The sequence below is a fragment of the Paludibacterium paludis genome (genome assembly GCF_018802605.1).
GTDB classification, from domain to species: Bacteria; Pseudomonadota; Gammaproteobacteria; order Burkholderiales; family Chromobacteriaceae; genus Paludibacterium; species Paludibacterium paludis.
This window is the reverse complement of the sequence record NZ_CP069161.1, coordinates 1,864,797-1,880,505: the sequence shown is the minus strand read 5'-3', so window position 1 is coordinate 1,880,505 and position 15,709 is coordinate 1,864,797. Positions and strand designations below refer to the sequence as shown.

The following is a 15,709-nucleotide window of genomic DNA, read 5'->3' as shown; positions in this document are numbered from 1 at the left end:
AGCCCGGTGGGCAAATTATCATTTCAGCGGTGGCAGCACTCCTGGCTGATCCAGATAGGCGATCAGTCGTTTGCCCCGGGAAAGCTTTTCTTCATCCAGACCCTCAAACTCACCCGCATAGCGTTGCTTTAAGCCTGGGTAATCCTCTGGGGAGTACAGGCGCGCCAGAATCAAACCTGTCAACGCTGAACTAAACCCAAACCAGCTTGGCGGATCAAAACTGCGTCGATCTTTCTCATTTTTCTTGAGATACGCAGCGAGTATCTTTTCTGGTGAATCATACGCCTGCAATGCAGGATATAGTTTTTCAAAAACAAAAACCCGCAACTCTGCCAAAAAAGCATCCAATTGCTCAATTTCTTGGCACAGCATATCCGTCGTCCAGCTCTTCACAAAGTGCGCATATTTCAATTGCACATCAACCGCAATCTTGCTGGACTCCTGCGGGTTGTCAGACATGAAATAGGAGTAAATGTTTTTCCTATCAGAAAAACCCATCTGTCCAAACGGAGATATGCGATTCAGCCCCCCAACACGATTAACCACCGCACCGATGAAGTCATAGCGATTACCCAACCAACGCTCCACCCCCCCACCCTCGGCAGCGATAAAGCCGTGGGGGGATAGCCACTCCAGCAATGCTTGAGAAATGGCTTTGTCCAGTTTACGAACGGCAATAACAGTCATTATGGCCAAGTCCTTTTGATAACTCCTACAGGAGAGTTCACATACAGATTGATTGAAGGCTGCACTTGAATTGGCATGCCAACCCTAAATTCGTCACCAAGTAACGCTCTGCCACCTTGCGAGTTAAGCAGCATTACTTTGGCCTCTCCTGCTGCAATGGCGTCAAATGCAGGCTTCTGGTTTATGGTAAATGTACTTCGCAGCTGCTCGGGGGTTGCACTGACTAAGTCCCTAACCTGACTGAACTTCGCATCGTGCACGATAAAGGAATTGCCGGATCGCTCAAGCCCGTCTGGAATAATGCTGTATGTCTTACCGCCAGCCGTTTCTACTCTCAAATACACTTTTGACGCAAAATCTTCACCAATCGTTGATCTTAGCTGTTCGACAACAGAATTTTCATGGCCGCGCCAAGTTGTGCTGACTTCATTCAGGAAAAGACCTGCAGGTCTGCTTGGAACACTAGCACGAATTGCAGAGGCTGTCTCCGCCTCTACTAGTCCAGCACGGGTCAAGCTAGCCATGCGAGCCATTCGTACAGGAGCAGCAAGGGCCGTTGACGCCACTCCAAAAGTAAGCGCTCCTTGTTCCTCTGCACTACCACGCCACAGTATGCGAGGAACATCCACTACTGAATGGATTATTGACTCACCTACACTCATTGCGGTCTTACCCCACCCGCGTTGCTCGATAGATTGAACCAGAGGACTACGTGCCGATGGGGCATCATTCCCTTTAATATTCAGCGCACCAGCCATCCCTGAAAAAGCTCGATTTAGAGAGTCCTCTCCCAGGGCATCCAAACTCTTTGCCATAGTGGTAGCAGCATCGAAAAACCCCTTTTCAAATCGGGAAACACTGTTAGCCATGTCAATGCGCTTCAGCAATTCAAGTTCATAGCGCTCAGCATTTGTGATGCTATTATTTGAATTAGTTAGCCACCCAAAAAATTGGCTATCTTTATCATTAAGGTAGCTGACTCGCTGCTTAACTCTGTCCCAATGACCATCATCCAAAACAAGGTCAAGATTAAGTCTCCGCTCAAACATTGCAGATGAATCATCACTGAACACCTCGACACCATCCGCGTAGTAAACGGCGTCCCTTGTCACCATTATCGGCGTACCATTTCCATCGCTATAAGATAATGAATTATGTGGCGAATACGGTATCGCACTTCCATAGACCTTCATCTCGCCCAGATTAATTGGCATACCAATTTGCAGCGGATTCCCATTATCATCCACAGGTGAAGTAATAAATTCCGCATTTTTCGGATACCCTGCGCGCAGCAGGGCATTTATACTATACGTACTCTCACCCTCCCTAAACTGCTCATATCCCGACCGTTCCAGACGAAGATTTCGTACCTGACTCTCAACGAGAGTATTACCCAGCGAGCAGCCGAACGACTCCACGGCAATTGCTCCCCAATTAGGAGTGTGTCCGGAAACCACCGATTGCACACCACCCGAGACAACTCCTCTCAGCGTTCCGGCAACGATTCTTCCTCCGGAGGAGCTTTCGATACTGCCCAGATTGATCTGGGAGGCGACGCCGGCTCCCAGCCCGGCGCCAGCAACACCGGTCCAGTCAAACTTCTTCTGCAGCCCGGTCATCACCGCGACTCCCTGCGTCACGGCATTGCTGAGCATGCCACGGCCAACCTTTTCCCAAGCGCCTGCCTGAACTCCCCCGCCAATGGCCGCGGATACGCCAGACCCGATGGCGCTGAGGGCGACCTGACGCCATGAGAAACGATCTTGTTCGCCAACCGCCATCGAGACCCCTTGACCGATGATCGAACCGATCGCGCCAGCGAGCATCCATGCTCCCGTAAACGTCCCCACTACCACCGATACCACTGCGGCAAAGAGCGCGCCGATCCCGCCACATCCTCCGCCTCCCTCTGAGCGTTGCGGAGGCGGCGGCGGATCCGGCAGCGTCGGCGAAGTGTCCCCGATCGCTTCGCCCGGGTTGTAGACCCGGAACGTCGCGCTCGTGTTGTGCACATTCGTCACCTTGTTCGGTACCTTCAGCACCTGCCCCGCCACCAACGTTTCGCCGCCGCTCAGACCATTGGCGTCCGCCAGCAGGTACCACATCGTCTTGTCACCCCACAGGAGCGTCGCGATGCTTTGCAAGGTATCGCCATCGCGCAGGGTGTAGCTGCCCGGGCTTTGCGGCGGGTAGTTCGGGCCGATCGGCTCGTAGTTCTGGTCGAAGTCCGCCGAGGCGATCGGATCCCACTCGTAATAGGTGGGATGCCGGTTCACCTTGGTCGCCAGCGCCCTGGCGTAGTCGACACGGCTTGGCCCGTCGTCGCCAATCGCCCCCACCTCCTTGCCATCCAGGTAGTAGTAGGCCTGACGCTTGAACATCGTGTAGCCGTCTTTCGTCTCGGAGAATTCCTGGCGTTGCAGCACCAGCCCCTGGGCATTGTTGACGTAGCGTCGCTGCAGATGACGCTGCGCGTCCTCCGACGTCGCGATGTGGCCGTTGACGTCATAAGTCAATTTCGAGAAGCCCGGCGCCCAGTTCGGCGCCTGGTCGTTTTTCCCCTGGATCTTGATGTCGGTCTGCTTTGCCTCGTCCCACCAGTCGTAGGCGTAGGTGGTGGTGATCGTGGTCCCGCCCTTGTCGACCTGGGCGCTGGAGGCCAGGGTGCCATCGTTCATCAGCGTGAAGGTGGTGATGGTGCCATCGCTGTCCTGCCGCATCAGACGATGGTCGGCGTCGTAGCTGGACGTCACCTGGCTGGTCTGATTGCCGGCGCCGTTCCAGGCGAAGGCGCGATAGCGCGTGGTACGGCCCAGCAAGTCGTTGTCGCGGCTGGCGGCCAGTTGGCCGTTGATCCAGACGTTTTCCAGATAACCGTCGGCGCTGTAGCCGTAAGTCTCCTGGGTACCCGAGCCGGCGTACGACGCCTTGATGCGCTCCCCGGCCGCGTTGTACAGGATCTCCACGCCGGCCTCGCCGTCGCCCTTGACGATCTGACCATTCACCAACCGCCCCATCGACACGACGAACCGGTTCATCGCGTCGTAGCGGTACCAGTTGTCCTGGAGTTGCACGTGTCCATTCAGGCCATTGTGGTAATACGCCCAGACACGCCGGCGGTTGCCGACCGCATCGTACTCGTAACGCGTGGTGAAGCGCGGGTCCCGGATTTCACTAACCCGATTCAGTGCGTCGTACGTGATTTCGGCGTACTGGAACGACTGATCCATGGTATCGGTCGAACGCCGGTACCCTTCGAAGGTCCGGTTGCCTTCCGCGTCGTACTCGTAGGTGGTCAGGCTGTTGAGCGCCTTGTCGTCGATCTGCGCCAGGTAACCGTTCTGGTAATACCCGAAGCGGATCAGCTGCCCACTGCTGCCGGATTGCTCGTAGAGTTTGCCGGCCCAGTTGTAGCGGTACACGAAGTTCCGGCCGCTCAGGTCGACATGCCCCACCCGGCGACCGAAGCTATCGGTGTCGTCGCTGCGGCGCCGTCCATTGGCATCGGTCACGATGGTGCGCCATCCCCCGCCGACCTGTCCGCCAACCCCGGCGATCGCGCTGTCCCATACAGTGCGGTAGTCAGTCGCGCGCCCCGCCGCGCTCATTGTGCCGGTCACCCGGCCGAGGCTGTCGAAGCGGGTGGTGTCGCGCAGCACCTCGGTGCCGTCGGTGGTGCTCAGGTGCGCAATGCGCTGCCCGGCCTCGTCATAGTCGTAGAGATCGTAACCGCGGCGGCCGTCGCTGCGGCGGGCGTGATCCTGACGGATCAGCCGGTTGCCCTGATCGTAAAAGTAGTCGGTGCGCCGGGCGAGCTCATCGAAGCTGACGCGGCGGTTGCCGAACACGTCGTAACCCCAGGTTTTATTGCCGCCGTCCGCATGGAATTCCTGGGCGACCGGCGCGGTACCGTTCACCCCCGACGCCAGGTATGCCTGGGTCGTCGTGTGGCCATTGGCATCGATGGCCGCCAGCGCGCGGCCCAGCCCGTCATACACGTAGCGCGTCACCGGCCGCAACGTCTGCTGGCTGCCATTCTCCAGCGTGATCACGGTTTCCGGATCCTGCTTGCGTAGCAGCTTGCCGAACGTCGAATAAGCGAAGTCGGTTACCCGGCCGAGGCCATCGATCTCTTGCACCACCTCGCCGAACGCGTTGTAGCGTTGGGATCGGCTGATGGTCGCCGCGTTGGACACCAGACCCACGATCACCAGACGCGGCTCGGTCGAGGTGCCGTCCGCGCCCAGCAGGAAGTGCCCGGCGGTGCGCATGACCTCGCCGGTGGCGGCCTTGAGCGTGTCGCCGCCGGCGGCCTCCAGCTCATAGACGTAGTCGAAATCCAGGCGGCCGCTGGCCGGCATCAGCGCACCCGCGTCCCAACGAAACTCGCCGCTGGCATGACGCGGCACGCGTACGGTCTGGAAGGGTCCGTTGCCGCCAGCCAGACGGTACGACAGCACCAGGGTGCTCGCCTGCGGCGCGTCCGGAGCAAAGCTCAATACGGACGGCAGCGCCTCCCCGCGGGCACTCACGCCGACCTGCTCGCCGCCCATGCCCAGCGTCAAGGTGCCGCTGGCACGGTTGACCATGCGCTCCGCACTGTCGAACATCTGATACTCGAATTCGTAGGCGCTCAGGTTCAATCGGTCGGCGGGCAATTGGGTCGCGTCCCAATAGAAGCTGCCCGCTCCCTGTTTGATCAGCGCCGTTTCCTGGAATGGCGCGTTGCTGCCCGCCAGCCGATAGCGGATCACCCCGCGCGCCGCGGTCAGCGGCTGGTTGGCGATGGTGATCACCTGCGGCAGATCCCGGTACGCCACCGGCGACGTCGCGCTGTTCGGATCGCCGACGGTCAGGCGGCCGAGCAGCTTGCCGATGGCCAGCCCGTTGCCGTCGAGCAACTCCATCTGGTATTCGCACGCCGCCCCCTGGCCGAATCCCGCGCTGTAGGGGTTGAAGCGGAACCAGCCGGGCAAGGGGCTGGCCGGCAACGTCTCCACCCCGCCCCACGCCCCGCCGGGCACCCGCCGGCGCAGCCGCACGCTGCGTACCTCGGCACCCAGTTCGCTGACATTGACCATGCCGTCGTCGCTGACGAACGCCCGGCCGGCACCGCCCACGTAATCACGGCCGGTCAGCGTGACCGACGGCCCCTGGTCGTTCAACTGCAGGGTGCCGTGCGCCGCGTTCAACACCTCGCCCGCGTCGTTCACCGACACGTAGCGGTACTCATAGCCTCCCCGCGCCCAGCCGCTCCAGTCCATGGCGAACCAGCCGCTTTGCGGCCCGGCGGAGGTGACAAAGCGCGGCACCTCGGTCTGGTGCCAGCCAGTATTGGAATTCAGCGACCGCGTCTGCAGGATCAGCCGCGATGCGTTTTGAGGTTGGTCGGTGAAATGCAGCAGGTTGGCGCCGGCGACGCCGGATGTCAGCACCGCCCCCCGGTTTAATGAACACCAAGTGTCATTTGCTAGCGTGGTCAGCAGGCTTTGTGAATTGTCGGGCGCCACCTTGTATAAATCAACGGTATACCGCACATTTCCATATATCTGATCATCCTCAGATACCAAACGACTTTTGGCCATCCCGATCCAGATACCGATCTTCGTGGTAAACCGCCCGTTCTCCCAGCGCAGGAAATTGCCGCCAGAACCACCAGCAATCTTATATGTTTTCTCGCCCCGCACCCCCACGAACTTGACCCGGACAAACAATCCAGCACAATCACGCTCCTGAAGGATAGCCTGCGGCAATTCGACGTCGACCGTCGCCGTCGTCGCATAAGAAACGGTATAAGGTGGTATATAGTCGAACCATTCCTTTGCTGTTCCCGACACAGCCACCCCCACCTTGACCGGGCGCTGAGCCGTCACCGACACCCCTCCCGTCTCCGCCAGGCGCCCGGGCCGCTCGGTGTTCGCCGTCGCCGCGCCCACCGTCACCGTCCCCGCCGTTCCCGTCTGCGGCTTGACCGAGGTCCACTGCTCGACCCGCACCGCGTCGCGGGCCATGGTGATTTTCTGCTCCTTGCTGGCTATGTGCTGGCCGCGTTTGTCGTACACGCTCACCGTTTTGCGCAAGGTGGCGTCGTTGAGCATTTGCCAGAGGGTCATGCCGCGCAGGTCGCGACCCAGCCGCTCGGGATCGGCCGGATCGATGCCACCGCCACCGGACTCCATGACCAGCGTGGCGTTGCCGTTCTCGTCGTAGACATACCCCTTGGTCACACCGCTGCCGCTGTTGCTCTTCAGCACCCGCCCCGCCGTGTCGTACTCGGCGAACTCCTGCCACACCCCTTCGCCACTCGGGCTGGTGCGCTTGCCCGCCACCTCGCCGTACACCGTGTAGCGTGTCTCGAAGCGCATCCCCGTCGCTTCGTCGCGCCGTTCCACCTGCCGGTTCGCTCCGTCGTAGCGATAGCTCGTGGTGTCCGTCACCCGGCTGCCATCCGCCTGCCGCCGCGCCCGCCGCGTCCGCGTCACGTTCCCCGCCGCGTCGTACTCGTACTCGGTCGTCGCCCCCGCGGCGTCCGTCTGGCTCGTCAGCCGCCCGCCCGCGCCGTAGCGGTTCACCGTGATCTGGTCGTCGCTCTCCCGGTTGTCGTCCTTGCCGCGCCGCACGCTGCGCACCACATTACCCACCCCGTCGTACTCGGTGTCGGTGGTCGGCCGCACCACCTGCCCTTCGAAGTCGGTGAATCCCGCCTCCTGGCGCCGCACTTCCCGCCCCAGCGCGTCGTACTGCCAGTCGCTCACGCCGCCCGCCCCGTCGATCTTGCGCACCACTTTGCCCAGACCGTTGTACTCGTAGCGCGTGGTCACCGCGGCGATGCGCTCACTCAAGACACCCTTGCTGTCCACGCTGCCTTGCGCCACGTTCAGTTGTGTCTCTTCCATGACGCGGCCCAGCCGGTCATAGCGGTAGCGGCTGATGCGGTCATCCGCCCCCGGCGTCAGGCGCGCGACGATCTCGGCTTCGCTCAGTCCGTCCGGATTGGGCAGCGCCGGGCGCGCCGCATAGCGCAGCTGTTCGGTCACTTTGCCGTTGCCGTCGTAACGCCACGCGGTCACGTAGCCTTCGGCGTCGATCGCCAGCGTGGCGTTGCCGCGGCGGTCGTAGTAACGGCGCACGCTGTTGCCGCGCGCGTCGGTCTCCTGGATCACGTTGCCGTTGGCGTCGTAACGCCGTGTGGTGATCAGGTCCGTTTCGTCGAGCCGGTAGTTGCCGCTGCTGTCATCCAGGCGACCAACCAGCTGTTTGGGCACAATGGTACGCACCAGGCGGTTGTTGCCGTCGTACTCGTAGCGCGTCTCGCGCGCCGCCCCGTCCGCCGGTTCCGCCACGCCGCCGTCCGCCGCCAGCCCCACCGCTGTCGCGTAGCGCCGCTCGCACGTCACGTTCCCCGCGCCGTCGTACTCCCAGCGCGTCAGCGCCCCGTCGGCGCCGCGCTCCGCCACTTTGCGACCCAGGCTGTCGTACGCGGTGCGGGTGACGTTGCCGTTGGCGTCCACCCGCTCCACCCGGTTCCCCGCCGCGTCGTAGCGGTAGCTCTCGCTGGGGATCACCTGGCGCGGCCCGCCCTCGGCCACGCTGTAGGTCGTCACCGCGTCGCCGCGCTGGCTCACCAAGCGGTCCAGCGCGTCGTAGCCATAGCGCGTGGTGCGCTGCTCCGCCCGCCCCGCCGCCTCGATCTGCGCCGTGCGGTTGCCGCGCGCGTCGTATTCGAAGCGCTTCACCACCCCCAGCGGGTCGGTTTCCTCCACCACCCGTCCGGCCCGGTCGTGCTGGTAGCGGTACACTCCGCCCGTCTTGGTGGTGTAGCCGGTCTTGTTGCCGAACGCGTCGTAGGTCAGCCGCTCGGTGTAGCCTTCGGCGTCGGTGATCGCCGTCTGCCGCCCCAAGGCGTCGTGTTCGAGGCGCGTCACCGCGTCGCGCGCGTTCGGCGCCGGCGTTTCCCCGGACACGCTCGCCACCGCGTGGCGCGTGATGCGCACCGCCTGGCCGAACACGTCGTACTCGGTGCTGGTCGCCCAGCCCTCCGGGTCGAGGTGCCGCACCGCGCGGTTCGCCGCGTCGAAGACGAAGGTCCCCACCTGGCCGCGCGGGTCGGTCACCCGCACCGCGTTGCCGAACGCGTCGTACTCGCTACGCGTCACGCCACCCTCGGCGTCGGTCACCCGCGTCACCCGTCCGGCCGCGTCGTACTCGCGCTGCGTCAGGTGCCGGTTGGCGTCCCATTCGCGCACCCGGTTGCCCAGCGCGTCCAGTTCGTAGCGCGCCACCTCGATTTCCTGCCCGGCCGCGCCGCGCCGCACCCGCGTCACCCGCCCCGCGCCGTCGTACTCGCGCCGCGTCACGCTGCCGGCGCGCGTCTCCCTCACCACCCGCCCGGCCGCGTCGTAGTCGAAGGCGGTGACGCCGCCCAGCGCGTCGACCGCTTCGAGCGTGCGGCCCGCCGCGTCGTAGCGCCAGCGCCGCGTCACGCTCTCGCCGGCCACGCTCGCCGTCTGTCCGGCCGCCGGTTCCGCCGCGCGGCCGCCGTAGCGCGTCTCTTCCGTCACCCGCCCGGCCGCGTCGTGGCGCCACGCGGTCACATAGCCTTCCGCGTCGCCGTGCTGCACGCGCCGCCCCGCCGCGTCGTAGCGGCGCCATTCCACCCGGTCGCGCGCCGCGTCCGCCACCACCCGCGCCGGATCATTGCCGCTCAACGGCGTGGCGTAGCGCACCGTGCGCACCTCGCGGCCCGCCGCGTCGTAGTCGTGCCGCGTCACCGCGCCCACGGCGTCGATCTCGTACGCCGGCCGCCCCGCCGCGTCGTACACGGTGCGGCTGACCCGGTCCGCCGCGCTGTCCACCGGTACCGGGCGCCAGGCGGCGCGACCGTCGAGCACGCGCGGATTCCAGTCGCTGACGGTACCTCCCGCCGCCAGTTCCTCGAATTGCGCGCGCGTGGCGAACAGGTAGGCGTCGCTCTGCCCGTCAGCGGTGTTGCCTTTGCGCAGTTCCACCACGGCGCTCACCGCGCCGGCCGGCGCGTCGCCCTGCGCCACCAGCCGGCGGTAGCCGGCGAGCGATTTGCCGCCCGGCTGCTGACTGCGGTTCTGCGCCGCGGCGTCCTCGGCGGTGCGCCCCAGCAGGCGCCCGGCCGCGTCGTACCAGGCGATCGCCACGCTCGCCGTCGCCCGGTGCGCGCCGGTGTACACCGAGAACGCGTAGCGGTGACCGGCCTGAATGCCGCTCACGGTCTGCGCCAGTTCCTGCAGCGCGTCGTCGCCGCCACGCCCGCTCTGCTTCAGGTACACGGTGTTCTCGCCGGGCAGGCCGTTGGCCACGCGCCAGTCGGCGCTCAACCCGCTGCCCACCTGGCCGGTGGCGCCCACGGCGCGGTAGCGCCAGCCGGTCGGCACGCCGGGGCCGGCGACGCCGCCGAACAGGCCGTTGGCCAGTTGGTTGCGGCCCGGGCCGGGCGCGGCCGGTTGCTCGGCTTGCGCCAGGGTTTCCGCCGCCAGCGGGATCGCGTAGCGCCGCGTCGCCACCAGGCGACCGCCCGCGTCGTAAGCGAAGCCGGTCGCCTGGCCCGCCGCGTCGACGGCGAGGCTCACCCGCCCCGCCGCGTCGTACACCTTGTACGCCACCTGGTCGGCGGCGCTGGCGCGCACCGCCTGGGTCCAGTCCGCGACGCGCTCGCCGTCCTCCGGCAATGCTTCGAACACCGCCCGCGTGGCGAACAGGTAGGAATCGCTTTGCCCGTCGGCGGTGTTGCCCTTGCTCAGCACCGCCTCGGCGTACACCGCACCGGCCGGCGCCTGCCCTTCGGCGACGATCTGCCGGTAACTCCCCAGGGTGCGTCCGCCCAGCCGTTCGGTGTTGCGCGACGCGGCGGTGTCGGCGCTGGCGCCCAGCCGCTGGCCGGCGGCGTCGTACCAGACGATCGCCACGCTCGCCGTCGCCCGGTGCGCGCCGGTGTACACCGAGAACGCGTAGCGCTGTCCGGCGCGGATCCCGTCAAGGCGCTGCGCCAGGCGCTGTTCGCTGCCCGCCTCGCCGCGCCCGCTCTGTTTCAGGTACACGGTGTGCTCGCCGGGCTGGCCGTTGAGCTGCCAGTCGCCGCCGAAGTCGATGCCGCTCGCCGCCCCGGCGCCCTGGAAGGTATAGCGCCAGCCGGCCGGCACGCCCTGGGTGTCCGGCTGCGCGAACTGGCCGTTGACCAGCCGGTTGACGGTGCCCGCTTCGGTGACCGGCCGCGCGTAGCGCCGCTCGCTCAGGAGCTGGCCCGCCGCGTCGTAGCGGTAGCGCGTCACGCTGCCGGCGGCGTCGCGGCGCAGCACCAGCCGGCCGTCTTCGTCGTAGGCCTGGCGCGTCACCACGTCGTCCGGCCCGCTCACCAGGCGCGCCATCAGCGCCGCGCCCGGCTCGGCGCCCAACCCGTCCAGCGAGACCGGGCGCGCCAGCCGCGCCGTTTCGGTTTCGCGGCCCGCGGCGTCATAGACGCGCCGCGTCACGTAGCCCAGCGCATCGACGCTGACGCTCAGGCGGTTCTCGCCATCGTAGACATGGCGCGTCACCGCCCCGTCCGGCCCGGTCACCGCCACCACATTGTCGTTGGCGTCGTAGGCGTAGCGCGTGGTCAGCGCCAGACCCGCCGGGTCCACCGTCTCCGCCACCCGCCGACCCAGTTCGTCGTACGCGTAGCGCACCGTCCCCGCCGCCGTCGTCACCGCAATGCGGTCGCCGCGCGCGTTGTACTCGTAGCGCGTGCTCAGCGCCAACCCCGCCGGGTCGACCACCACCTCGCTCACCCGACCCTGCGCGTCGTAGCGCGTCACCGTCTCCACCCCCGCCGCGTCGGTCACGCTCGCCGTCCGGCCCTGCGCGTCGTAGCGGTAACGCGTGCTCAGCGCCAGACCCGCCGGGTCCACCGTGCGGCTCAGCACCCGACCCGCCGCGTCATACGCGTAGCGCGTCACCGTGCCTCCGGTGTCCACCGTCTCGAACACCTGACCCGCGCTGTCGTAGCGCGTGCACGTCGCCCCCGCCGCCGTCTCCACCCCCACCTGACGTCCGTCCCGGTCGTAGCGGTACACCGTCTCCCGCCCCTCGCCGTCCACCACCCGCACCGTCTCGCCATGCGCGTTGCGCTCGGTGCGCGTCGCCACCCCCGACGCGGCGATCAGCGTCACGCTCCCCGTCGCGTCGTCGTACACCTGCCGCGTTTCCTGACCCAGCGCGTCCACCACGCTCAGCACCCGACCGAACGCGTCGTAGCGCACCGCGCGCCGCCCCCCGGTCGCGTCCTCCGTCTGCACTTCCCGCCCCAGCCGGTCGTACGCGTGGCGCCGCACATTGCCCTGCGCGTCGCGCTCCTCCACCACCCGACCGAACACGTCCACCCGCCGCGCGGTCGCCGTGCGCGTCTGCCCGCGGAAGTCACGCTCCTGCGCCACCTGCCGGCCGGCCCGGTCATAGCGGTACACCTGAGCCAACGACAGCATGTCGTCCTGAGAGGAAACCTCGCCGAAGGCGGTATACCCATACGCGATCTGGGTAGCGCCCCCTTCGACCCGCCCTCTCAACTGTCCTTTGACATAATAGTACCCGGTCACCCGGTCGGCCTCGCCGGTCGCCGGCAGGGCCGGCAGCGCCGATCCGGGCGCCAGGTTCGCCAGCGCCGCCGCGTCCAGGCGCGTCCCGTAGCGGGTCTCGCCCACCAGTTGCCCCAGCGCGTCGTAGCGGTACCCGGTCACCTCGCCCAGCCCGTTCACCGTCGCGCTGCGCCGGCCCGCCGCGTCGTAGACCGACAGGGTGCGCGCCACCGCGCCGTCCGCCCCCACCGGCTCCAGCGTCGCCACCCGGCGCCCCGCCGCGTCGTACTGGTGGCGCCGTCCCCAGCGCTGCCACACCGCCTCCACCTGCGCCGCCTCCGGCGTCGCGCCCAGCTCCGCCAGCGCCGCCGCCCCTTCGCCGCCCAGTTCCGCCTCCAGCCGTCCCAGCGCGTCGTAGCGCGCCAGCGTCACCCGGCTGTCGCCTCCCGCCACCCGCTCTTCCCGGATCCGGTTGCCGCGCCGGTCGTACACCGTGCGCACCACCAGCCCGTCCGGCTGGCGCTCGCGCTCGATCTCCCGGTTCAGCGCGTCGTAGCGGATCCGTTCGCCGCGGTCCGCTGCGCTCGCCACCGGACGGCACGCCTCCAGCGTCTCCCCCGCCCGCGCCGGCGTCGCGTAGCGCACCGTCTGCACCCGGTTGCCCGCCGCGTCGTAGCGCCACTCGCTCAGGTAGCCTTCCGCGTCCAGTTCCCCGACCACGCGTCCCTGGCCGTCGTGGAAGCGCCGCGTCACCTGGTCCGCCGCCGTGGCGGCCGGCCGCAGCGCCGCCAGACTGCCCGTCGCGCGCAACGCCGCCGCGCACGCCGTCGCGTAGCGCACCGTCGCCACCTGCCGTCCCGCCGCGTCGTAGCGGTACTCGGTCAGTCCGCCTTCCCCGTCCAGCACCCCGGTCAGCTGGCCGTCCCCATCGTAGAAGCGCCGCTCCACCCGGTCGTTGGCCTCATTTTGGCCCGGCACCGCCCACCGGTGCATCGCCAGATCGGATACGGGGAGGGCCGTGGCTTGCATCATGGCCTCATACACTTTCCCACCGGTCCAAAGCACATAGGAAGGCGACACACGGTTGGCATAGGCCCGCCGCGCTACTTCCCGGCCGACCGCGTCATAGCGGTACTCGACCGTACTGCCGGTAACCTCCACGCTGCGCACCCGCCGTCCCGCCGCGTCATAGAAGTCCAGCGCGATCTGGTCGGTGCCGGCATGGCGCGCTGGCGCCAGCGCCGCCAGCGTCCAGCTCTCCGGCCGCCCGGTGAGCCGCGCCGCATCCACCGCCGTGGCGAACCGGTAGCTCACGATGCGCCGGTCCAACGCGTCGTACAGGTACGCCGTCAGCGATCCCGCCCCGTCCACCTCCCCGACCCGCCGTCCGCGCCCGTCGTACAGGTAGCGCCGCCACCGCCCGCTCGCGTCCACCTCCTCGTACAACCGGTCCAGCGCATCGTAGCGATAGGTCGTCGTGCCCAACTCCACCCCCGCCGCCTGCCGCGCCTCCGCCACCACCCGACCGGCCGCGTCGTAGCTCGTCGTCGTGGTCAGGCCGTTGGCCAGCGTCACCTCCGTGCGCTGCGCCGCGTCCAGGTACACCGTCGTCGTCGCGTTCCCCAGCGCGTCACGCGCCAACACCACCCGGTGCAGCCCGTCGTACGCATAGCTCGCCGCGTTGCCCCGCCCGTCGATTTCCTGCACCCGCTGGCCCCAGGCGTCGTACACGTAGCGCACCGTCGTCTCGCTGCCGTCCGCCACGCCGTTGCCCGCGCCGTCCACCCGGCTGTAGCCGGTCACCCGGCACGCCAGACCGCGCGCGTCGTACGCCGTGTCGACCCGCTCGCCGACCGCCTGCCGCGCCGCCCACGCCGCCAGCGCCGCCTCGTCGCCGTCTCGTTCCGCCGCCGTCACCCCCCCCAGGTAGCGCAGCCGCGCCACCTCCCGGCCCTGGCCGTCGTAGCGCCACTCCGTCACCCGCCCGTCCGCCGACACGCCAAAGCGCACCCGTCCCGACTCCGCCGCGTCATACACATAGCGCGTCTGCGCCGCGTCGGCCGGCGCCGTGCCCGCCGCCGTCTCGCCCGCCGCCCCGGCGTACTGCGTTTCGCTCAGCAGATTGCCCGCCGGGTCGAAGCGCCGCCGCACCACCCGACCCGCCGCGTCCTGCTCGAACACCCGCTCGCCCCGCTCGCCGTACCCCCAGCGCGTCACGCCCCCTTGCGCGTCGGTCAGCGTCTCCGCCCGCCCCGCCGCGTCGTACGCCACCTCCGCCAGCCGCTGCCCGTCCGCGCCGCTCACCGTCCGCACCCGCCCGTCCGCGTCGCACACCAGCCGCGTCACCTGTCCCAGCGCGTCGGTGATCTGCGTCACGCGCTGCGCCGCGTCGTAACCGAAGCGCGTCACCCGCACGTCCGTCGCCCCGCGCACATCGCGCACCTCGGCCAGACGCCACGTCCCGTCCACTGACGCGTAGCCGAACTCCAGCCGGCTGCCGTCGCTCTGGCTCAGGCTCGCCAGCCGGTTCGACGTCCCGTCGTAGCCGTAGCGCGTCACGTACACCCGGCCATCCGCCACGCTGTCGTCGTCCGGCGTCAGATCGGTGGTCACCGACACCAGCCGGTCCAGCTCGTCATAGCCGTAGCGCGCCGCCGTCACCGTGCGCGCCACCCCGTTCTCCACCAGCGTGGTGCGCAGCCCGCTCACCCGCCAGCCCTTGCCCGGCGCGCTGTCGTACACCACGTCGATGCGCTCGCCCCCGGACCCGGCGATCCGCACCAGTTGCCCGTCCACCCCGTACGACAGCGCGGTCTCCGACCCGTCCGACCCCGTCACCGCCAACAGCCGCCCGCTCGCCGCCGCGTAGCGCTCGCTCTGCCCGCTGTCGCTGTCGCGCCACCGCCACTGCGTCCCGTCCGCCGACAGCGTCAGGCGGTCGTCCGCCCCGCCTTCGTCCGCGCCAAGATAGCCGCCGCTCGACGCGTCGTAGCGGTAGCGCACCTGCGCCCCGTCCTCGCCCTCCCGCCACACTTCGCTGCCCGGCGTGTTCGCCGCTCCCGTCAACCCGAACACCCGCCGCGCGAACCCCAGCCGCCAGTTGCCTCCCGCCACCTCCCGACCCTGGCTGTTGTAGCTGCGCAGCACCCCCGCGCCGACCTTGCCGTTGGCGAGAAACTCGTCGCGGTGCTGCAGCACCAGGTTGCCGCTCGCCGCGTTCACCTGCACCCGCTCCCCGCCCCGACCCGTCACCCCCGCGCCCCACTGGCCCAGCCCGTTCACCAGCCCCTGCACGCCCCGATGCAACCCCAAACCCGATCCCGTCACCACCGATACCATTGCGCTCTCCCTCACGTTCTTGTTGTTCAAGTTGTCCGGGGAAATCGCCAGGTGTTTAGGACTTTGGAATAAATTTTGCCGAAAACTGACAGAAAGGACAG

At 67.3% G+C, this 15,709-nt stretch carries 2 protein-coding genes; both read right to left on the bottom strand.

Features of this window, described 5'->3' with window-relative positions:
* Window positions 1-18: 18 nt before the first annotated feature.
* The gene (locus JNO50_RS08470) at window positions 19-687 is read right to left on the bottom strand and encodes a hypothetical protein (protein WP_189536965.1); all 669 of its coding nucleotides are present in this window, start codon (window positions 685-687) and stop codon (window positions 19-21) included.
* A complete protein-coding gene (locus JNO50_RS08465; RefSeq protein WP_215796535.1) occupies window positions 687-15,608 on the bottom strand; it encodes a LysM peptidoglycan-binding domain-containing protein in 14,922 nt (4,973 codons plus the stop codon). Before JNO50_RS08465 ends, JNO50_RS08470 begins: the two co-directional genes overlap by 1 nt.
* Window positions 15,609-15,709: the final 101 nt, after the last annotated feature.